This is a genomic window from Rathayibacter sp. VKM Ac-2835 (genome assembly GCF_013266705.1).
Classification (GTDB): domain Bacteria; phylum Actinomycetota; class Actinomycetes; order Actinomycetales; family Microbacteriaceae; genus Rathayibacter.
Map to the genome: position 1 here is coordinate 258,343 of NZ_JABSNQ010000002.1, position 21,185 is coordinate 279,527.

Consider the following 21,185-nt stretch of genomic DNA (forward strand, 5'->3'; position numbering starts at 1 on the left):
GCGCTCGGATTGCTGCTTCGGTCCGCCGCCCCCCATCCAGGATCCCGATCAAGCCGATTTCAGGGGGCACGCGGATGGCGGTGTGGTGGAGGACTCCTCCTCGACCACACCGCCATCCGCGCGACTGACGCGCCGTCTTACTGCGCTGCCGGCTGCTCTCTCGACGCCCGTCGGCCGCGCAGGAGCGCCCGGGTCGTGAAGAACACGGTCAGCAACACCAGGAGCCCGAGGACCGCGTCGAGAGCGTAGAGACCCCACTGCCAGAGGGGCGTGACCCGGACGATTTCGCTGTCTGCCGCGAGTCCGTTCATGGCGTTGCTGTGAGCAACAGCGAACACGATGTTGCGAGCGGCACGCTGCATGTCGGCGACGACTGTGGGCGTCATCTCTTCCTCCGGAAGAGCCCAGAGGTCCGCATCTGTGTTCAGCCAGAGGTCCGTACCGGCCTGAAGACCCTCGCGCAGATCTTCGTAGACGAAGACATCGAACGAAGCCTGGTCCGTGACGACGACACCGTTGAACCCCCACTCTCCTCTCAGCGTCTCGGTGAGAAGACCGGCATGCCCACCGGCCCATCGCATCCCGATCCGGTTGAGACCGGCCATCACTCCACGCGCGTCAGCGTCACGGACGCTCGTCTCGAACGGCGCCAGATAGAGCTCTCGCATCGCCTGCTCGTTGGTGAAGATGCTGCCTCCGATCCGGTTCGTCTCCTGGTCGTTGAGCGCCATGTGCTTGATGAAGACGAGAACACCCTTCGACTGGGCTCCGGAGACGACACCCGCACCGATCTCCCCGGACAGCGTCGCGTCCTCGGAGTAGTACTCGAAGTTGCGGCCACTGTAGGGCGAGCGGTGAATGTTCATCGCGGGGGCGTACCAGCCCGTGACGCCGAGATCGAGACTCTCTTCACCGACGGCCGCACCCATGGCCTCGGCGAGATCGGTGTTCCAGGTCGAAGCGAGAACGATGGGCGGCGGGTATCCCATGCCGCTGTCCCCGCCGACGAGGGTGTCCGAGATACCTGCGGGCCCGTCCTTGTCGACCGTGCCGGGAAGTGCCATCGACTCGACGGTCTGAGTCGCGTAACCGCCGACGCGTACGAGGAGGTCGAGCTCCTCGACGCTTGCCTGCTCGACAAGGGTGTCCCACAGCGGGCTGGCCGGATCCTCTCCAACGAGAGTGGCCGTGCTGAGCTCGCCGTACTCATCGTCCACGGCCCCGACAGTGGGCTGTGCCGCATCGGCGTTCTCTGTGAACGAGATCTCGAGGGCTGCGAGCGCATCCTCCGGCGCGGTCCACGCTCCATCCGCGTACGTCGAAGGCCAGGTGCCCGACCAGTCGTTCCGACTCAGGTATCGGAAGTCCGGGTCGTAGGCGCGGATGTCCACGTCGTCGAACTGATTCGAGATCGCGGCCCCCGTGGCCTGCGAGACGGAGTAGGTCGTGGTGTCCGTCTCCGCGCGGGTGAAGCGCTGTGCGAGTTCTGCATCACCGTTGGCACTCATGCCGTCCGCAGTCGACTTCCCCTTGGCCGCCAGCACGTTGTTGAGCGCATCGTGAGAATCCTGACCCGCCGCCAGGTAGTAGTCGCCGGCGTCGACGATGTAGGTTCCGGCGCCGCTCGCGTCGTAGACCTTCAGCGACTCCTTCGGGACGGGGACGGTCACGGTCTCCGTCGCCCCGGCCTCCAGCTCCGAGGTCTTAGCGAAGCCTGCGAGTTCGACCGCTGGTTTCTCGATGCCGTTGACGCGGTCGTAGTCCGTGTAGGGGGACTGCAGATAGATCTGCACGATCTCCTTGCCTGCCTGCTCGCCGGTGTTGGTCACGGTGACAGTTGCTGTGTAGCCGTCGTCACCCTCCGACACGGAGAAGTCGGACCAGGCGAACGAGGTGTACGAGCCGCCGAAACCGAAGGGGTACTGAACCTGGGTCGAGTAGTCGAAATTCGCCGCATCCTCTGCGCCTAAGACGACGTCTTCATACCGCGTCTCGTAGTACTGGTACCCCACGTATACGCCCTCGCTATAAACGATGTACGTGTCTCCGCGGTCGACTTCGCTGTTGGTGATGCTGTATGAGCCGAGGTTTGCCATGCTCGGAGCGCCTAGGGAGTCGTAAGCGTAGGTGTCGACGAGCGCCCCCGAAGGATTGACGACTCCGGTCAGTACTTCGCCGACGGCAGTCGCACCGGTCTGACCGAACGCACCGACCCAGAGCGCCGCGTTCACCTGATACTCCTCGAGGAATCCGAGCTCGAGCGGGTTCTGGGTATTGAGCAGGACGATGACGCGATCGAAGGCGTCATCAGCGAGGGTGAGCATGTCCTTCTCGTCACTGGTGAGCTGCAGGTAGGTGCTTCCCGAAGCGTCCGGAGTCGACGCCAGGTCGGAGCTCTCACCTCCGGAACGGCCGATGACGACGATTGCCGCATCCCCATAGTCGGCGAAGCTGGCCTTGACCTCCTCGGTGTAGACAGCGGCAGGCACTTCGTTCACAGCGAAGGCGCCTTCTCCGTAGACATCCGGTGTGGTCTTGCGGTAGTCCTTCCCGGGTCCGCTGACGTAGAAGTCCCGCAGAGTGGGGTTGATCTCGATCCCGGCGTCGGTGATGCCGGTCTGCAGGTCGACGACTCTGGACGTGTCGACTGAACCGGCACCGCCGCCGCCGTAGACCGGGTCGACGGAATCCTGGCCGAACACGCTGACTCTCGCACCGGACGCGAGGGGAAGGGCCCCGTCGTTCTCGAGGAGGGTGATGCCCTCACGAGCGATATCGGTGGCGACCTCGGTCACGTGCTGGCCGAGCTGCTCAGTGGACGCGAACTCACTGCTGAAGTACTCAGCGCTCTCCCCGTCGGCCGACACGACCTTCTGCGTGGTCTGGCCGAAGTACACCGACACGAGGTCGGCGTAGCGGTTAGCCATGACCGTGCCTACGACGATCGTCACTGCGAGTGCTGCACTCACCGCGTAGATGATCACGGCGACGGGCAGGCGCATCCTGCGTCTTGTCTTCTTCGACAATTCGAGCTTCTCTCTGTGGTCTGGGGCGGAGATGTCGGAGGGAGCGGGAGGGCGGAAGCCCTTGACCCGCCTTGCCGGCCGTCGCGGGTGACTCTGGTTTGACGGATGGCGGCCCCGCTCACCGCCGACGAAAGCACGCGTGCTCGGCGACGTGACAACACCGTGCACGATCTGTCCATTTGCGCACTCAACCTGCAACCCGCACAGCGAAGTCGCGGACGCCGTCGTCCGTCATCGACAGACCGCGCTTCGGAATCGACAGGTTGTGCGCGCTGAGTCCTGCCGCCTACTGCGCTGGTTTGTGATGGACCGAGAAACCCCGACTTCGAAGGAGAGGTATCGCCGACCGGACCTGGCACCGATGCCACGGGTCACCACCGACCTCCGTCCTGTCAGCGTGGAACACCCCATGATCACGAACCTCACACTTCTCGAGAAGGCAGCCCTGCTCAGCGGGAGGAACGTGTGGGAGACCCGCTCGCTTCCCCGCCACGGAGTTCGCTCTCTCTTCCTCTCGGACGGACCGCACGGCGTGCGCAAGCAGCTCGGCTCCTCAGATCATCTCGGCCTTCACGAATCCGAGAAGGCGACCTGCTTCCCGACTGCGGCCACCATCGCGAACAGCTGGGATGTGGACCTGGCGGACCGGATCGGCCGAGCCCTCGGCGCCGAGGCCCGCTCACTCGGCGTCGACGTGTTGCTCGGCCCTGGGCTGAACATCAAGCGCAGCCCTCTCTGCGGTCGCAACTTCGAGTACTTCTCGGAGGATCCGTACCTCTCGGGCAAACTCGCAGCAGCCTATGTCCGCGGGATTCAGAAGCAGGGAGTGGCTGCGACTCCGAAGCACTTCGCCGTCAACAATCAGGAACTGCGTCGGATGACCACCGATTCCGTTCTCGACGAGCGCACCCTGCGCGAGATCTACCTGGCCGCGTTCGAGATCGTCGTGCGGGAGTCTGCTCCGCGGGCTCTGATGTCAAGCTACAACCTTGTGAACGGCGTCTACGCGAACGAGGATCCGTTCCTACTCTCGACGGTGCTCCGTGGCGAATGGGGCTTCACGGGGGCTGTGATAACGGACTGGGGAGGAGGCAACGACGCTGTCGCGGGCGCGCGCAACGGAAGCACGCTCGAGATGCCCTCCCCCGGGTTCGACTCGGCCCACCGGTTGGTCGAAGCGGTGCGCAGCGGTGCTCTGGCGGAGAGCGTCCTCGACGAGCGCGTCCGGGAGATGCTCGCTCTGTCAGTGGAGACGCTCGGAGCAGCACCTGCAGAGGTAGACGTCTCATCGCACCACGACCTCGCCCGCAGCGCAGCCGCTTCGAGCATCGTCCTCCTCAAAAACGAGGACCGCGTTCTGCCGCTGAGGAAAGGGACGCGAGTCGCCGTGATCGGCGACTTCGCGGAGAACCCGCGCTACCAAGGCTCGGGCTCCTCCGTCGTGAACCCCACGAGGATGACGACCACTCTCGAATCGCTCCCCTACTCTGGGCTCGAACTGGTCGCCTTCGAGCGGGGGTATGAGCGCGACGGCCGGGCTTCGGCGTCGCTTCTCGAGGCGGCGGTGCGGGCGGCAGCACCGGCCGACGTCGTTCTCGTCTACCTCGGGCTGGACGAGATCAGCGAGTCTGAGGGACTGGATCGCGTCCACATGAGAATGCCGGCCAACCAGATCGAGCTTCTCACCCGCCTGCACGAGGTGAACCCGAGGATCGTCGTCGTGCTCAGTGCCGGTTCCGCAGTGGAGATCCCTTGGCTCGAGAAGTGCTCGGCACTGGTGCACGGGTACCTCGGCGGTCAGGCAGGCGCTGCAGCGATGCTCGATGTGCTCACTGGAGTCGTCACGCCATCCGGAAAGCTGGCGGAGACGTATCCTCTCCGAAGCGAGGACACCGCTGTCCACGCGTACTACCCGGGTACCGAACGGACCGCCGAGTACCGCGAGGGCCTCTTCGTCGGATACCGGTACTTCGTGACCGCCGGCGTCCCGGTCAGATTCCCCTTCGGGTTCGGGCTCAGCTACACCGAATTCGAGTACAGCGGTCTCACTGCCGACGAGTCAGGGGTGCGTTTCACTCTCACGAACACAGGACTCGTCGCTGGGGCGGAGATCGCGCAGCTGTATGTCGGTCGCACCACCAACGGCATCCCTCGTCCGACACGGGAGCTCAAGGGCTTCGTGAAGATCGCTCTGGCCCCCGGAGAATCGCGCGCTGTCACGATACCCATGGACGAGACGACCTTCCGCCACTACGACGTGGGTCGTCGGTCCTGGGAGGTCGAGACGGGCGAGTACCTCGTCTCGGTGGGAGCGAGCGTTGCGGATATCCGGTTGAGCGCCTCCCTCGCGGTCGGGGGATCGATCGATCCGGTGGAGCCGGCGGCGGCCCTCGCACCCTACGCTTCGGGTCGGGTCGCTGCCGTAACGGACGAAGAGTTCGCCGCGTTACTCGGCAGGCCGGTCCCTGATGCCCGCTGGTCGACGAGGGACCTTGCGCCCAACGACCCCCTGTGCCGGATGAGTGCCGCCCGGAGTCCGCTCGCCCGACTCGCGGTCCGTCTGCTGGAGCGCCGGATGAAGCAGGCGGAAGCGCTGCACCGACCCGATCTGAACCTCTTGTTCCTCTACAACATGCCCTTCCGGTCGATTGCGAAGATGACGAACGGCACCGTCTCGACGGACATGGTCGACGCGCTCCTCCAGATCGTCAACGGCGAGCACATCCGAGGGATCGGAGCGCTGGTGAAGCGCTTTGTGCTGAACCGACGTCTCACAGTGCAGCTGCGCCGCGAGCTGGGACGCGGAGCATGAGCGGCGGGAAGCGTCCGGCCCCGACGAATGCTCCCCTGGGGCGAATCCGGAAGACGTGGACGACGTTCGCTGAGAGACGCCCCGGATCCGCGCAGTTCGTCGTGTTTCTCGTCCTGAGCAACGGCATCACCGTGCTGCAACTCGTCCTCATGCCGATCTTCAAGGCGGTGTTCGGAGCTACGGACCTGGTCGACTCCGGTTTCCAGTGGCTGCCGATCGGGAGCAACATCGACGGCAGCCCGTACTACGTCTTCGACTACAGCTCGGGAGAGCTGCCCGACGGTGGCGGCGGTCTTGCGTACTTCCTCGCGGTGCAATGCACTCTCGCAATCGCTCAGGTCATCAACTTCTACGCACAGAGGAACATCACCTTCCGTTCGAACACCAGCCCCTGGCGTGCGGCCTTCTGGTACGTCCTCGCATACGTCGTGATCACCTTCGGCGCCGCCGCGCTGCAGGGCCTCTACAAGGGGCCCATCTACGAGCTCCTCATCGACACCTGGGGGCTCGGCGCAACCGGCGGAGTCATTGCGGACGTCGTCACTGTGATCATCAACACGGCCATCTCCTTCTGGGTGTTCTTCCCGATCTTCAAGGTGATCTTCCGACGAGAGCCGGAGGAGGGACCTCAGGCTCTCGCGCGTCACGGTCGGGAGGATTGAACACATGAGGATCCTGTCCATCGTCGTACCGTGCTTCGACTCCGCCGACTACATGCGCCGCGCGATCGACTCCGCTCTGAGCAGCGGCACAGACGTCGAGGTCATCGTCGTCGACGACGGATCGACAGATTCGACGGGCGCGATCGCCGACGAGTACCAGCGGCTCTTCCCCGACTCGGTCCGCGTGATCCACAGGCCCAATGGCGGCCATGGTCCTGCGGTGCACTCCGGGATCGCCTCCGCCTCGGGACGCTACATCCGTGTTCTGGACAGTGATGACCGGCTCGACCCCGTCGCGCTGCGCCGGCTTCTGGACACTCTCGCCCGCCTCGACTCGAAGGGGCGAGGTCCGGGCCTTGTGGTCTCGAACTTCGTTTACGAGAAAACCGGCAGGCGATGCCACCGGGCGGTCCGTTACCGCAATGTCCTTCCGCGCGGTCGCGTCTTCCGATGGGGGGAGATCGGGCGCTTCCGTCCGAGCCAATACCTTCTCATGCACGCGCTGACCTACCGGACGGATGTGCTCCGTGCCGCCGCTCTGAGACTCCCGGCTCACACGTCCTACGTCGACAATCTCTACGCCTTCGTGCCGCTCCCCTCAGTCGTCTCGCTCTACTACCTCGACGTCGACCTCTACCGTTATGTCACGGGCCGACCGGACCAGTCCGTGAACGAGAACGTGATGATCCGGCGGATCGACGATCAACTCCGCGTGACCGAGATGATGCGGGCTGCACTTCCAGCGCTCGAGGACGTGCCTCCGGCTCTGCACACGTACCTCGTTCACTATTTCGGCGTGATCAGCGCGGTGACCGCGCTTCTCCTGATCCGTTCAGGCACTCAGGACGATCTCGACCGCCACACCCGCTGGTGGGAGTCTTTGGAGCGGCGGGATCCCGAGCTGTTCCGGCGAGTGAGCCGCAGCCCGATGGGACGGGTCGTTACTCTGCCGGGGCGGCTCGGTCGCGCCGTCACGCTGATCGTCTACCGCGTGCTCCGCTGGTTCGTCGGGTTCAATTGAGTGTCGCGAGAAGGAGCAGACCGACCGGTCGGGGCGGCGGGGAGGTGGGACCATGGATCTTCTCGTCGTGGGTGCAGGCCTGTTCGGGCTGACCATCGCAGAGCGAGCAGCTCAGAAGCTCGGGCTGCGTGTCGTCGTCGTCGATAAGAGGGATCACATCGGAGGCAACGCGCACAGCTTCGTCGAGCCGACCACCGGAATCGAGGTCCACCGGTACGGCGCGCACCTGTTCCACACCTCTCACGAGCGGGTATGGGAGTACGTGAACCGATTCACTGATTTCACGACCTACCGTCATGCCGTGGTCGCGAGCCACCGCGGCGAGACCTACCCGATGCCCATCAACCTCCAGACGATCAACAAGTTCTTGGGCACCGCTCTGACGAGCACGGAGGCGCGCGACTGGGTCGAGCGCCACTCGAGGGGAGTCGATCCCGGCACCGCCTCGAATCTGGAGGACCGGGCGATCTCGCTCATCGGGGCGCCCCTTTACGAGGCGTTCGTCAAGGGCTACACGGCGAAGCAATGGCAGACCGACCCGCGCAGTCTCCCTCCGTCCATCATTGATCGTCTCCCCGTCCGGTACACGAACGATTCCGGCTACTTCGACGACGCTCATCAAGGCCTTCCCCGGGAGGGCTACGCCGCGTGGATCGCCCGCATGGCGGAGCATGAGAACATCGAGATCGTCCTCGGGACGGACTACCTCGACGGTACCCACAGCCTCAGCAGGTCGCGGGTCGAGGGCCGCACTCCTGTCGTCTACACGGGTGCCATCGATCGGTACTTCGACTATGAGCACGGGCCTCTGGGCTGGCGCACACTCGACTTCGAGCTCGAGGTGCTCCCCATCGCTGATTACCAGGGCACGGCAGTCGTCAACTTCTCGGACACCGACGTCCCCTACACCCGTATCCACGAGTTCCGGCACTTCCATCCGGAACGGTCCTATACGGAGGCGTCGACAGTGATCATGCGCGAGTACTCGCGCTTTGCAGAGGTGCCCGACGAGCCGTACTACCCCATCAGCACGAAGCAGGACAAAGAGCTACTCGGCCGCTACCGTCGTCTCGCCGCAAGTCGGGACCGAGTACTGTTCGGAGGTCGTCTCGGGTCCTATCAGTACCTTGACATGCACATGGCGATCGCGAGCGCACTCACGCGCTTCGACACCGTGGTCCGTGGATGGTTCGAAGGAGAGGCGGCATGATCAGCATCGCTGTCGTCGAGGACGAGGATCGCAGCCGCGAGCTCCTCGTCAGCCACCTCGAGAGATACCAGGCTGAGAGCGGACTACGGTTCGACGTATCGACCTTCTCCGACGGACGCGAGATCCTCTCGCGCTACAAGCCGGTCTACGACGTCGTGTTCCTGGATGTCGAGATGGAGCACGTGGACGGGATGACGACGGCTAAGCGAATTCGCGAGGTCGACAAGGAGGTCGTGCTGGTGTTCATCACGAACTCGCCCCAGTACGCGATCGGCGGGTACCAGGTCGCGGCGCTCAGCTATCTGCTGAAGCCGGTGCCGTACGGGGGCTTCGCGGAGGAGCTGGGCCGGTGCATCGAGCAGGCCGCCCGTCGCGAGCGGTCCTACCTCCTCCTGGGTACAGGGGTGGAGCAACACCGGGTCGACGTCGAGGAGGTGCTCTTCATCGAGAGCGTGAAGCACCGCATCACCGTGCACACGATCGCGCGCACCTACTCCCTCGTCGGCTCTCTCAAGTCCTTCGAGGAGCGCCTCGCCGCCGACGACTTCTTCCGGAGCAACAACTGCTACCTCGTCAACCTGCGTCACGTGACCGGGGTGAAGCAGAACATCTGCTCCCTCCGCGGCGGTCATGAGCTTCAGATCAGCAGACCTCGCAAGAAGGGGCTCTTGGAGGCGATCAGCGACTACCTGGGGAGCTCGCGAGCGTGATAGCCGACCCGCTCCCCGACATTCCACGCCTCCTCACGGCCTTCGCGGAGTGGGGTGCCTGCGTCGTCTACGTCATCGTGTTGTCGCGCTCGCGGTCCTGGAGCCGCATAGCGCTCGGCCTGCCGCTCTGGCTGGCGTTCCTGGTCGCAATCCAGCTCCTCGCAGGGCTTCTTCCGATCTACCTCTGGACCCTCGGGATGGCCGTGGCGACTCTCGTCATGTTCGGGATGCTGCGAACCATGCTGACGCTGCGCACCGTGAGCGCCCTTTTCCTGACCGCCCGCGCGCTCGTCCTCGCGGAGTTCGCCGCGTCCTTCCAGTGGCAGCTGCTCAGCTTCTTCTTCCGCGATCCGAGCGACTCGGCGCACACCTCAGTGGTCGTCGTCATCTACGCCTGCATCCTCGGCCTCGCCGGCCTCGCCGAGGCCAGGCATCTCTCGCGCGGCTCCTTCTCCGAGGTGAGCGCACGCGAGCTCGGAGCGACAGCGCTCATCGCCGCCGCGACATTCGCGGTGAGCAATATCAGCTTCGTCATCCCCGACACCCCGTTCAGCGGCAGGCTGGGCCTCGAGGTCTTTTACATCCGCACTCTCGTCGACCTGTGCGGCTTCGTGGCGTTGTATGCACAGCAGGAGCAACGCGTCCAGTTGCGCACCCGTATCGAGAACGCTGCGATGGACAGCCTGCTGAGGAAGCAGCACGATCTGTACCTGCAGTCGAAACGCACAATGGAGGAGGTCGATCGGAAGTACCACGACATGAAGAATCAGATCGAGGTGATCCGGGCCGAGAACGACCCACGCCGGAAGGATTCGTACCTCGACGAGCTCGAGGGCAGCATCCAGGCGTTCGCGAATCAACGACGCACAGGCAACGCCGTGCTCGACATCCTCCTGTCCGCAAAGAGCACGTACTGCACCGAGCAGCGGATCCAGCTCACCTGCGTTGCCGATGGCGCCCTGCTCGACTTCATGAACGTCATCGACATCACCTCCGTCTTCGGCAACGCTCTCGACAACGCCATCGAGAGCTCGGTGCGCGTGCCTGATCTCGAGAGGCGCCTCATTCGAGTCGCGGTGTTCTCGCAGAACGAACTTCTGATGATCCGGGTCGAGAACACTTTCGATGGGCGGCTGCGGATCGTCGAGGGTCATCCGGTCTCCCTCAAGCCGGATCCCTCGCAGCACGGCTTCGGCCTTCGCAACATTCGCGGCGTCGCGGAGAAGTACGACGGTACCGTCACCTTCGAATCGCGCGAGAACTGGTTCTCGCTCCGGATCCTGATCCCGCTCCCGTCCGGCGCGAAGGCGACGTGATCGAGACCTGTTCCATAGCTGATCGTGCTCCGAGAATGACAGTTCGTGAGTTCACGCCACCGCCGGACTGTCTCCTGAGTTGAATCGAAGTGCGTCTTTCGACGCATCGTCGACGAAGAGGTGGCACTGGTGTCCGGAATCAACACAGCGCAGGAGAGCAGCGCGGTTCAGAAGCCGTCCGGATCCGGGAATCGTTCCGCTGACTCACCTCGCGCCTGGGGGTCGTTCGCTCGCAGGCACCCCGGTGTCGCGCAGTTCCTCGTCTTCTCTCTGCTCAACAGCGGATTGACGGTGCTTCAACTCGTGGTGATGCCGTTGTCCAAGTGGCTCTTCGGCATGACTCCGCTGGTCGCGACCGATTTCCGCTGGCTCCGGATCGGCGAGTCGGGCCATGAGGCGTTCTTCGTGTTCGACTACGCGGCCGGCGCACTGCCCGAGGGCGGGGGAGGGCTCGCGTACTTCCTCGCAGTGCAGTTGACACTCGCCCTGGCGCAGTTCATCAACTTCTTCCTCCAGCGCTCGGTCACCTTCAAGTCGAACACGAATCCGTGGCGCGCCGCGCAGTGGTACGTCCTCGCCTACGTCGTCATCACGGTGGGCGCCGCTGCTCTGCAGGGCTTCTACAAAGCGCCGATCTATGAGTTCTTCATCGTCGCTCTCGATCTCGGCAGCGCCGGGGAGACGATCGCCGATGGCGTCACGATGCTGATCAATGCTCTGATCTCCGTGATCGTCTTCTTCCCGATCTTCAAGATCATCTTCCGGCGGAAGCCGGAGGAGGAGTGTCTCTGACGGACGAGCAGTCAGTCGAGGTGACAGGGTCCTCCGCGGCGATCGGTCCGGCGGCGGAACCGGGAATTGGCGACTTGGACTCCTCAGGTGGCCTCGTCGCTCGAGTCGCGGCGCACGTAGTGCGGCTCAGCTCTCCAGGAGCTCCAGCGCTGGGGCCTCAGGGATCCATGCGGCTCGATGGGTCTCCTCGCAGACTCGTGCAGCTGACCCCTGTCACGTCGCGCTCGACCCCGCGGCCCGCGCTCCTTCGCGCAGTCCTTCATCCTTGGCGCTCGGATGAAGCGGACATCTGCAGGAACGAGCCGCGGCGGCGGCGGGTACTCCGAGTCCAAGGGGAGTTGCTTCAAAGCCCGCGGACACGGACACAGAGGCGGGCGCGGCCCGCAACTGGTCGATTCGACTATGTCCGTGCGATCAGGCTTCCTGACGACGACACCGCTGCCGCCTGCGCCGCGACTTGCATCGACTCCGCCAGGACAGCCGTCCCAACTTCAATCGCGGGCGATATCCGTGAGGGCATCGAAGCCCTTCGCGGCCCGTGACGCGCCCAGCAGTCCCATGTAAAGCGAGTATCGCCGTCGTTGTGTGAAGCGTTCAGAGCGCGAACATCGCGTCACGCGATGCGCTCGTCCTGCAAACAGCGGCGGTCGCGAATACGTGGCGATCAGTCAGGAGGCGGGCCAAGCGAAGGTGGTGACCACGTGGCGGGATGCTTGTACTAGCGGTGAGGCGCGTCGTGCACCGAAGGGCGGAGCGCCGGCCGTCGACGCTCCGCCCGTGAGCCCCACTCCCGCATGAAGGCCCCACCGTTGATCGACCAGGTCTAGCCGTTGAGCCATTCGGCGTCGTCCGAGAGAGGAAGGCCGCGACTCCCGCGAGATTCTCCTACCGTCACAGTCGAGTGGTCGGCATAGTGGTCGGCGGCGATCTGGGCTCCACCCCGGGATCTGCCCGTCCGCGCTCATCCGTGGGTCAGCCTCACGTCCGGTCGAGGCCACGACTCGGGAAAGCGCAACTGCCCGCTAGCTGGAGAGAGAAGGCGGACACCCTGCAACCCAAATGCGCGCAACGGCGGGCGGAGGCGGAGCGGCGCGATCGTCCGCGACGGCCTCGCCACAACTACCGGACGCGCCTCAGCAGACGCGATATGGCGCGAGCACAGTGCGTGCAGATTCCAGTAGCACCCTGGCTAGCACGTCGCGCTCGGTCGAGCGCAGTGAAGGATCCATCCCAGCGATCATGAGGCCGCCGCCCGCGACCGCGAGCGCGATGCGCGCTTCCGCCGATGGGTCGGAACCGATGAGGTGGCGGTTGATGCCGGTGGTCGCCTCGACGAAGGCGGGGTCGCGCCAGAGCAGCTGCACGACGGCGGGGTCGCGCTGGATCGCGGCGGCGAACTCGCGGTGGTCGACGGCGAGCCCGACGAGCCCCTCGAGCGTGACGTCGAACGCGCGCGCGGGAGGCGCCGCGTCGCCCTCGCGCACGAGTTCGGCCATCCGCGCGAAGGCGGGCTGGACGACCGCGAGGACGATCTCGTCCTTCGACGCGAACTGGTGGTAAACGGCCGCCTTGGTCACTCCGAGCTCGTCGGCGATGTTCTGCAGCGACGTGCCGTTGACCCCGCGTTCGCCGAAGAGCCGCAGCGCCGTCTGCAGGAGGCGCGCCCGCGATTCGCCGCGCTTACCGACCGGTCGGGCCATCGCTCCTCCTCGTTCGCTGACGATCCTAGGCGTCTATTGTCGAAAGATAGCCGTTCGGCTAGCTTTACACCAGATCATGCAGATCACCACCAGCTCAGGCACGAAGCTCAGGCACGAAGAAGGAGAACCACGGATGAAGCTCTCGATGGTCACGGCCCCCGGAACGACGACGACAGTCGAGGTCGACACCCCGACTCCGGGACCGGCCGACGTGCTGGTGCGGGTGCGCGCGTGCGGGATCTGCGGCTCCGACGCGCTGTACATCGCCCTCGGCGGGCTGCCCGGGATCGAGGGGCGCACGCCGCTCGGCCACGAGCCGGCCGGCGAAGTCGTCGCGGTCGGAGCCGACGTCGAGGGCGTCCCGATCGGCTCCCGGGTGGTGATCAACCCGATGGCCGCGCCCACCGGCATCATCGGCTCGGGCGGCACGAGCGGAGGCATGGCCGAGTTCCTCCTGATCGAGAACGCGGTGCTCGGGCGGAGCCTGCAGATCGTGCCCGACCACATCCCTTTCGAGGTCGCGGCGCTCAACGAGCCGATGGCCGTCGCGCGCCACGCCGTCAACCGCACGCAGCCGAAGCCGGGCGACGCCGTCGTGGTCTTCGGAGCCGGCCCCATCGGCCTCGGCGCGGTGCTCGCCTACCGCGCGCTCGGCGCCGGTCACGTCACCGTCGTCGATGTGATCCCCTCCCGTCTCGAGAAGGCGCTCGCGGTCGGCGCCGACGCGGTCGTCGACTCCTCGCGCGAGGACGTCGTCGAGCGCCTGATCGAGCTGCAGGGCGAGGCCCCCGCGCGTCGCGGGCAGCGCAAGCCCGCGACCGACGTGTTCCTCGACGCGGCCGGTGCGCCGATCGTGGTGCAGACGATCCTCGGCGCGGCGAAGCACGGCGCGACCCTCGGCATCGTGGCCGTGCACAAGAAGCCGGTCGAGGTCGACTTCGGCGCGATCCTCGGCTCCGAGCTCACCATCGTGCTCTCGATGGGCTACCCGACCGAGATCTTCGAGGTGACGGAGGATCTGGTCGCGAACTGGGAGAAGTACGCGGTGATCGTCAGCGACGTCGTCGATTTCTCCGAGGTCGACCGGGCCTTCGTCACCGCCTCGACGCCGGGCGCCGCCGACAAGGTCGTCGTCACCTTCGGGAGCGACGCGCGATGACGATCAGCGCCCTCGACGCCGCTACCGCGCTGATCGTCGTCGACCTGCAGCCCGCGACGATCGCGAATCCGCTGGTCCACCCCATCGACGACGTCATCGCTCGGGCCGCGGCGCTCGCCGACACGTTCCGCCGGCACGGCCTGCCCGTCGCCCTGGTCACGGCCGACCTCGGCCACCCGAACCCGGGGCGCACGGAGGTCGGACGCGGCCGGACGGCGCCGGTCCTGCCCCCCGAGGCGATCGCTCCGCTGCCCGCTCTCGGCCACGGCGACATCGTGCTGGTCAAGAGCGCCTGGAGCGCCTTCGGCGGGACGGGGCTGCACGAGGCTCTGACGCGGCGCGGCGTCACCCAGGTCGTGCTCGCCGGACTCACCACCAGCTTCGGCATCGAGTCGACGGCGCGCGCCGCCTACGACCTCGGCTACTCGGTGGTCGTCGCGACCGACGCCGTCACCGACCTCCAGCTCGCCTCGCACGAGAACAGCGTCGCCCGTGTGCTGCCCGTGCTCGGCGAGACGGGTACGACGAGCGACGTCCTAGCCCTGCTCCCGACCCTCTGATCCCGCTACTCACAAGGAGAAACCGCATGCTCACGTCCAAGAACACCGTTCAGGAGTGGCTCGACGACTCCGTCGGCGGCCCGATCCTCCGCGGGATCCTCGCCCAGGGCGGCCAATCCGCCGACGACCTCGCGCCCGCCGCCGGCCTCAGTCTGCAGACCCTCGTCGAGCTCGGCGGCGGCCGGTTCCCGCAGGAGCTCGTCGACACGCTCGTCAAGCAGGCGAACGGCGGCGTGATCCCGGAGGAGGAGGCCGAGCCGGATGCTCAGGCGCGCTTTGCGGATCGCACCATCATCGTCACCGGCGCAGGCTCGGGCATCGGCCGGGCCACCGCGCGCCGGCTCGTGCGCGAGGGCGCCCGGGTGATCGCGGTCGACGTGGTGCCGAAGGGCATCGACGAGCTGGCCGCCGCCTCCGCCGAGGGTTCGGTCGTGACCGTGACCGCCGATATCACCTCGGCCGACGGAGTCGCAGCCATCATCGCCGCGGCGGGGGAGCGGATCGACGGCCTCGCCAACATCGCCGGGATCATGGACGGCATGACGCCGCTCCACGAGGTCGACGACTCCCTCTGGCGCCGCGTCTTCTCGGTCAACGTCGACGGCACGTTCGCGCTCAGCCGCGCGGTGCTGCCCGCCATGCTCGCGCAGGGCCGCGGCTCCGTCGTCAACATCGCATCGGAGGCGTCGCTGCGCGGCAACGCGGCCGGCACCGCCTACACGGCCTCGAAGCACGCGGTCGTGGGCATCACGAAGTCGGCCGCGTTCCTCTACGGCCCCTCCGGCATCCGCACCAACGCCGTCGCCCCCGGCCCGACGGCCACGGCGATCGAGGGCACGATGGCGTCCGAGTTCGGGCGCGAGCGGCTCTCGCCGTTCATGGCGCTCATCCCGGCGGTCGTCTCGGCCGACACGATGGCCGCCTCGATCACCTGGCTGCTGAGCGACGACTCCGCCAACGTGAACGGGATAGTGCTCGCCTCCGACGGCGGCTGGTCCGTCCAGTGAGGATGCGGGCGATCAATCGTGAGCGCCCCGCAGCTCGCGACTGATCGCGCGCCCCTCCTCTCTCGAGCGCCATGAGCTCATCAAGAGGCAGACGCGAGAGTACGTTCTCGCCAAGTTCGGAGTGCACAACCGCCCCGCCCTCCTCGCCTACGACGAGGAGGGCGCTCTGCTGACCACGATCGTTGTGCCGCCGGAGGACGCGGTCGGCCTCGGCTCCGCGACCGATGTCGAGATCAAGCTCCGTGCGAACGGGTCGCCGCCTCTCAGAGCGGTCGGATGCTGTCGAAGGTGATGTCCAGACGGCTGGGGCCGCGCAGGAGCGGGTTACGGCGATACGGCGGGGGATCGTCGACGAGGCGCACGTTCTCGAGACGGGAGAACAGCTCTGCCAAGGCGATCTGAGTCTCGAGGCGGGCGAGCGGTGCGCCGAAGCAGGCGTGGATCCCGGCTCCGAATCCGAGGTGGTTCCGATTCTCCCGTGTCGGGTCGAAGCGGTCAGGATCGGCGAAATGGCGGGGGTCCCGATTCGCTGCCGCCCAGGCGATCCAGACGGGGGACCCAGCGGTGATCGTCACGTCACCGACCGGCACGTCCTCGAGGGCTCTGTACTTCGGCGTGACCTGAGCGGGCGGCTCGAGGCGGAGCAGCTCCTCGAAGACGAGCGGCATGGTGCTCGGATCCGCGCGCAGCCGATTGAGTGCTTCCGGGTGTCGAAGAAGCGTCAGCGCGCCGTTGGCGATCATGTTCACGGTCGTCTCGTGGCCGCCGATCAGCAGCATGATCGAGGTGCTGATCATCTCGCTGGTCGACATCGAGTCGTCGGAGCCGTCGTCGTTGACCAGCCCGGACAGGAGGTCGCCCTGAGGTGTTCCTCGACGGACCTCGGCGAGCTGAGCGAGGTAGGCGCTGAGTTCGCGGGTCGCCGCCGTCGCCTCCTCCTGAAGCGTCTGCGCCTCTTCGGGGGTCGTGGCCTCAGGTGCCGCGATGATCGCCATGCTCCAGGCGTGGAAGCGCGGCTCGTCCTCGTGCGGGACGCCGAGCACGTCGCAGATCATCACGACCGGCAGCGGGTAGGCGAACGCCTCGACGAGATCCAGAGTGCCGGATGCGGGAAAGGCATCGATGAGGGCGGTCGCGGTCCGTGTGATGTCGTCACGGAGGGAGTCGATGTACCCGCCGTGGTGAGGTGGCCCGAAGTGCCGTATGGTCTGGCGGCGGAGACGGTCGTGGTCGGGCGGATCCTGCATCACGAAGGCGGAGGTCAGCCCGGGGTCGGCGTCACCCGCGTCGTCAGGACCGGCGAGCGGATTCGAGCTGATACGCGGGTCGTGGACGATCTGGAGGATCTCGTCGTAGCCGGTGATGAGAAATGCGCCGTCGTCGAGACGCTGGACAGGCGCGTTGTCGCGAAGGCGGGCGTACAGCGGATAAGGGTCGGGTCTGCTGTCGTGGTCGAGGAAGCGGTTCCACACCTCGGTCGCAGCGGAAGACCCGCCGGCTACAGGGCAGGAGCGGGATTCGGGAGACGTGTTCACGGTGTCGTCCTCTCGTTGGAGCTACGGGCGATTACGGCGGGGCGAGGCGCACGCGAATGAGGGTGCACGCCATGGTCTGTATCGGAGGGGCTGTCGATCGTCCGGCCTGTCGGAGGGAAGTGGGCTCCACGACGGATCTGACGCCGGTAGTGCTCGAGCCACTTCACCTGGTCGATCGCGGTGGCACCTACCATCCGGTCGCCGTGTCCGTAGACGGCCACGAAGGCGCGCTTGTCGAGGGACCCTTGCGCGATCATCATGCTGGTCGCCGCATCGGGCATCCCCACGGATTTGATCACGTGGCCGAACTGATTCGACCAGAACACCGGGATCTCCTCGTGGCGTGCCTGTCCGCCTGTCCGCATGTTGCCGGCGGCGATCGTGGCCTGGCCCACGGCATTCCCCCAGTGCTCGACAGAGATCCGGCGGCCACCGGCCGAGGGGTGGGGGAAGGCGGCGACATCGCCGGCGACGAAGACCCCGTCGACCACGCTTCCGTCGCCGGCCAGCGCACGGCAGGAAGCGTCGCAGTCCACACCGAGCGGTCCGACAGACAGACCCGACTCACTGAGCCATTCGGTGTTCCGCAGCGCGCCGATGGCGATGACCACCACGTCGACGCTCACCGTCGTCCCGTCCGAAAGCACGGCCGCGGTGACCGCTCCGCTCGCGTCGGACTGCAGACTCGAGACGGTGACCTGCGACCGCAGATCGACGCCGTGTTCGCGCTGCACGCCGGCGAGGACGTGAGCGACCGTCGCACCGAGCGCTCGAGCGAGCGGAGCGGGTCCTCGATCGACCAGAGTGACGGGGATTTCGAGACGTCGGCAGGCCGAGGCGATCTCCGAGCCGGTGAAGCCACCGCCGACGACGAGGACACGCTGCGGGCCCGCAGCAAGGCGCGCACGGAGACGTGCCGCGTCGTCAGCGGTGCGAAGGGTGTGGACGCCGTCCAGGGCCGATTCGTGGGCCACGGGCCACGGCCGGGCCCGGGTGCCGGTGGCGATGAGCACCCGGCCGTAGGGCACTCGTTCACCGTCCGCGAGGACGACTTCCCGCCTGCTCACATCGAGGCCGGACGCGCGGATGCCGAGGCGCCACTCGATGTCCAGGTCGGCGGCCTGAGGTAGGCGGGTGCCATCAGCGGACACCGTCCCGAGCAGGACCTGCTTCGACAGAGGCGGTCGGTCGTACGGCTCGCCGCTCTCCTCGCCGATGATCGTGATCGAGCCCGTGAATCCCTCCGCTCTCAAGGTCTCGGCCGCGGTCAGTCCGGCCAGGGACGCCCCCACGACGACCACTCGATCGGCGTCGGTCAGCACCGACGGGCCCGACGACCGATGCAGCGGCCTTCGCTGCTCCCCGTCGAGACGAATGGCCTGCACCGGGCAGGCCGCCGCGGACTGCTGGACACGAGCCCGGAACTCCTCCGCCGGATCGGGGTCGTAGACGAGCGCCTCGTCACCCTCGAATCGGAACACGTCGGGCGCCAGGAAGGCGCACTGCGCGTAGCTCTGGCACTTGGTCATGTCGACGGCGATGCGCATGTCTTCTCCTTCGAGGTGGATCGAGATGGAGGGTTCGAGCGTTCCGCTCGACGACGGTCCGCCGGTCGGCGGCAGCCGTGGTCGCGCCCCCGGCCGGCCTCGTCTCGAGTCTTCGCTGCGAGTGCGGAAACGACGTCGTCCTCCTGGAGTGACGCAGCTACTGCGATCGCAGCGGACGAGGTCAGCGACGAGAGCCCGTCGAGCGATAGCGGGGGAGGAAGACCGCGACCAGCAGGTCTGCGAGTGCTGCCGCTGTCGGACGGGACGAAGCGCTCATCAGGACTGGCCGGCTGTCGCCGCGTCGGACGGCCTCCAGAACCAGTGGCTCGCCGTCCCCTCCTTCGACGTGGTTGCGGCTCTTCATCCGCTCGCGCAGAGCTGAACAGCTCCTGCGGGCCTGAATGGCGTCTCCGCACCTTCGCCCCTGCGAGCAGGGGAAGGGAAAGCGAGAATATGCACGCGCTGCAGTGACGAGAGAAGCCCCTGCGCCGCGGACTACTCGAGTCGAGTCTCGAACTGCGGTGGAGAACCATCACAGCCGACAGGGACGGAGAGACCCTGCATCAGCCGCACAGGGAGTCCTTGCCCCCTGTACCAGCTCTCGAGCAGCCGGACGATAGGCGCGAACTGCTCCTCAGAACTCACCGCCCACAAAGGACGCCTGCTACCGCGGGGTGGCCGGACACCGGCGTGCTCGGGAGCCGGGCGACGAGGGAGTCGATGAAGCTCCGCTCACACGGTCGCGCGGGTCTCGAGCAGGAACTGCGCGATCCGCTCTCCGATCACGACTGCCGGCATCGCCTTGGTGGCTCGCGGGACCATCGGCATGATGGAGCAGTCGGCGACCCAGAGCCCCTCCACGCCGTGCACCTTCCCAGGACCGTCGACGACAGCGGTCGGGTCCGAGGTCGGCCCCATCTTGCACGTACCGACCGTATGCCAGTAGCTGTCGGGATGGGCGAGAACGAACTTGAGGAGTGCGACCTCGTCGAGCTATCGGCGCAGGCGCTGCCTCGCGAGGCTCGCGATCAGAGCCTTCTGCTCTCCTTCGCTGAGTTGTGGGATCACATCCATAACGATATGGTCGGCTTCATATCCCCCCGGCACCGGCCGCGGTCGGGTTTCGGAAACCGCCGTAGATCGCCTCGATCACGGCGGTTTCATCTTTAACGGTGGCGCGTGGTGTCGGTCCTGCGAGTCGTGATCCGGCGCAGTGCACCTACTGAGCTGGCGCGCGCGGTCCTCCTGCCGTCCCAGCCGGCGCCTCGGGTCCCGCCCCTACGGCACGATCGCGTCGATGTACCCGCCGTCGACCCGCACGGCGGCGCCCGTCGTCGCCGAGGCGAGCGGCGACGCGAGGTAGACGACCATGTTCGCGATCTCCTCCGGCTCGATCAGGCGCTGGAGCAGCGACTGCGGGCGGTGCAGCCGCATGAACTCGCGCTGCGCCTCCTCCCAGGGGAGGGAGTGGTCCACGAGCTCGTAGACGAAGTCCTCGACGCCGCCGGTGTGCGTCGGCCCGGCGAGGACGCTGTTGACGGTGACGCCGGTGCCGGCGGCGGCCTTCGCGAAGCCGCGGGAGACGCCGAGCAGCGCGGTCTTCGAGACGCCGTAGTGGATCATCTCGGCCGGCGTGACGACGGCGGAGTCGCTGCCGATGTAGAGGACGCGGCCCCAGCCCTCCTCCGTCATCGCGGGCAGGTAGGCGCGGGTGAGGCGGACGCCGGTGAGGACGTTGACCTCGAAGTAGCGCCGCCACTCGTCGTCGGTGATGTCGAGCGGCTCGGTGCTGCCGAAGATGCCGAGGTTGTTCACCAGCACGTCGACCCGCGGGACCGACTCGAGCAGCTTCGCCGTTCCGGCCTCGCTCGAGACGTCGGCGGCCACACCGCGGACGGAGGCGTCGGGCACCGCCGCGCGCACGTCCTTGATCGCTCGGCGCACCGACCGCTCCGATCGCGCGTTGACGACCACCTCGGCGCCGGCGTGTGCCAGCCCGATGGCGATCGCGAGTCCGATGCCCTGGCCTGACCCCGTCACCAGGGCCGTCCGTCCGCTCAGGTCCAGCTCGATCATGCCGCTCCGCTCCGTCCGCCGCCTGCGGACTCCTCGGAGGAGGGTGCCACAC

Annotated in this window: 15 protein-coding genes and 1 pseudogene; 10 read left to right on the top strand and 6 right to left on the bottom strand. The window is 66.6% G+C overall.

The features are described 5' to 3' along the window. Window positions 1-137: 137 nt before the first annotated feature. The gene (locus tag HRK28_RS09120) at window positions 138-3,026 is read right to left on the bottom strand and encodes a glycoside hydrolase family 3 N-terminal domain-containing protein (protein ID WP_217274629.1); all 2,889 of its coding nucleotides are present in this window, start codon (window positions 3,024-3,026) and stop codon (window positions 138-140) included. A gap of 409 nt (window positions 3,027-3,435) precedes the next feature. Between HRK28_RS09120 and HRK28_RS09125 the strand changes: the two genes are divergently transcribed. The 7 genes from HRK28_RS09125 (at window position 3,436) to HRK28_RS09155 (ending at window position 11,549) form a co-directional block, all read left to right on the top strand. Continuing rightward, on the top strand, window positions 3,436-5,838 hold the full coding sequence (locus HRK28_RS09125) for a glycoside hydrolase family 3 C-terminal domain-containing protein (protein WP_173251194.1): 2,403 nt from the start codon (window positions 3,436-3,438) through the stop codon (window positions 5,836-5,838). Between the two features lie 101 nt (window positions 5,839-5,939). After that, the gene (locus tag HRK28_RS09130; protein ID WP_367948380.1) at window positions 5,940-6,500 is read left to right on the top strand and encodes a GtrA family protein; all 561 of its coding nucleotides are present in this window, start codon (window positions 5,940-5,942) and stop codon (window positions 6,498-6,500) included. Window positions 6,501-6,504: 4 nt separating this feature from the next. Continuing rightward, window positions 6,505-7,521 carry a glycosyltransferase family 2 protein gene (locus tag HRK28_RS09135; protein WP_173251196.1) on the top strand — a complete coding sequence of 339 codons (1,017 nt, stop codon included), beginning with the start codon at window positions 6,505-6,507 and terminating at the stop codon, window positions 7,519-7,521. 52 nt (window positions 7,522-7,573) lie between these two features. Next, window positions 7,574-8,731: a UDP-galactopyranose mutase gene (gene glf, locus HRK28_RS09140; RefSeq protein ID WP_173251197.1), complete on the top strand. Its 1,158-nt coding sequence runs from the start codon at window positions 7,574-7,576 to the stop codon at window positions 8,729-8,731. Continuing rightward, window positions 8,728-9,441, top strand: coding sequence for a LytTR family DNA-binding domain-containing protein (locus HRK28_RS09145; RefSeq protein WP_173251198.1), 714 nt, complete (start codon window positions 8,728-8,730; stop codon window positions 9,439-9,441). Before glf ends, HRK28_RS09145 begins: the two co-directional genes overlap by 4 nt. After that, window positions 9,438-10,757 carry an ATP-binding protein gene (locus tag HRK28_RS20790; RefSeq protein WP_173251199.1) on the top strand — a complete coding sequence of 440 codons (1,320 nt, stop codon included), beginning with the start codon at window positions 9,438-9,440 and terminating at the stop codon, window positions 10,755-10,757. Before HRK28_RS09145 ends, HRK28_RS20790 begins: the two co-directional genes overlap by 4 nt. A 309-nt stretch (window positions 10,758-11,066) precedes the next feature. After that, a complete protein-coding gene (locus HRK28_RS09155; RefSeq protein WP_217274630.1) occupies window positions 11,067-11,549 on the top strand; it encodes a hypothetical protein in 483 nt (160 codons plus the stop codon). A gap of 1,133 nt (window positions 11,550-12,682) precedes the next feature. Here HRK28_RS09155 and HRK28_RS09160 read toward each other — a convergent pair. Next, window positions 12,683-13,249, bottom strand: coding sequence for a TetR/AcrR family transcriptional regulator (locus HRK28_RS09160; protein WP_173251200.1), 567 nt, complete (start codon window positions 13,247-13,249; stop codon window positions 12,683-12,685). A gap of 133 nt (window positions 13,250-13,382) precedes the next feature. Between HRK28_RS09160 and HRK28_RS09165 the strand changes: the two genes are divergently transcribed. From HRK28_RS09165 to HRK28_RS09175, 3 genes are read left to right on the top strand one after another with little or no spacing between them, the layout of a single operon-like run. Continuing rightward, window positions 13,383-14,408, top strand: coding sequence for a zinc-binding dehydrogenase (locus HRK28_RS09165; protein ID WP_173251201.1), 1,026 nt, complete (start codon window positions 13,383-13,385; stop codon window positions 14,406-14,408). Then, window positions 14,405-14,968, top strand: coding sequence for a cysteine hydrolase family protein (locus HRK28_RS09170; RefSeq protein WP_173251202.1), 564 nt, complete (start codon window positions 14,405-14,407; stop codon window positions 14,966-14,968). Before HRK28_RS09165 ends, HRK28_RS09170 begins: the two co-directional genes overlap by 4 nt. 26 nt (window positions 14,969-14,994) lie before the next feature. Beyond that, the gene (locus tag HRK28_RS09175) at window positions 14,995-15,975 is read left to right on the top strand and encodes an SDR family NAD(P)-dependent oxidoreductase (protein WP_173251203.1); all 981 of its coding nucleotides are present in this window, start codon (window positions 14,995-14,997) and stop codon (window positions 15,973-15,975) included. Between the two features lie 263 nt (window positions 15,976-16,238). Here the strand turns inward: HRK28_RS09175 and HRK28_RS20795 are convergent, their stop codons facing one another. From HRK28_RS20795 to HRK28_RS09200, 4 genes and pseudogenes are all read right to left on the bottom strand, one after another. After that, window positions 16,239-17,510 (bottom strand): cytochrome P450, encoded by a 1,272-nt coding sequence (locus HRK28_RS20795; protein ID WP_173251204.1) that lies wholly within the window; start codon window positions 17,508-17,510, stop codon window positions 16,239-16,241. Then, the gene (locus tag HRK28_RS09185; RefSeq protein WP_217274631.1) at window positions 17,507-19,057 is read right to left on the bottom strand and encodes an FAD-dependent oxidoreductase; all 1,551 of its coding nucleotides are present in this window, start codon (window positions 19,055-19,057) and stop codon (window positions 17,507-17,509) included. The genes HRK28_RS20795 and HRK28_RS09185 overlap by 4 nt, the downstream gene beginning before the upstream one ends. Before the next feature lie 732 nt (window positions 19,058-19,789). After that, a pseudogene (locus HRK28_RS09195) lies at window positions 19,790-20,026 on the bottom strand (GMC oxidoreductase); the annotation flags it as partial. A gap of 309 nt (window positions 20,027-20,335) precedes the next feature. Continuing rightward, a complete protein-coding gene (locus HRK28_RS09200; protein ID WP_160091474.1) occupies window positions 20,336-21,130 on the bottom strand; it encodes an SDR family NAD(P)-dependent oxidoreductase in 795 nt (264 codons plus the stop codon). Window positions 21,131-21,185 lie beyond the last annotated feature (55 nt).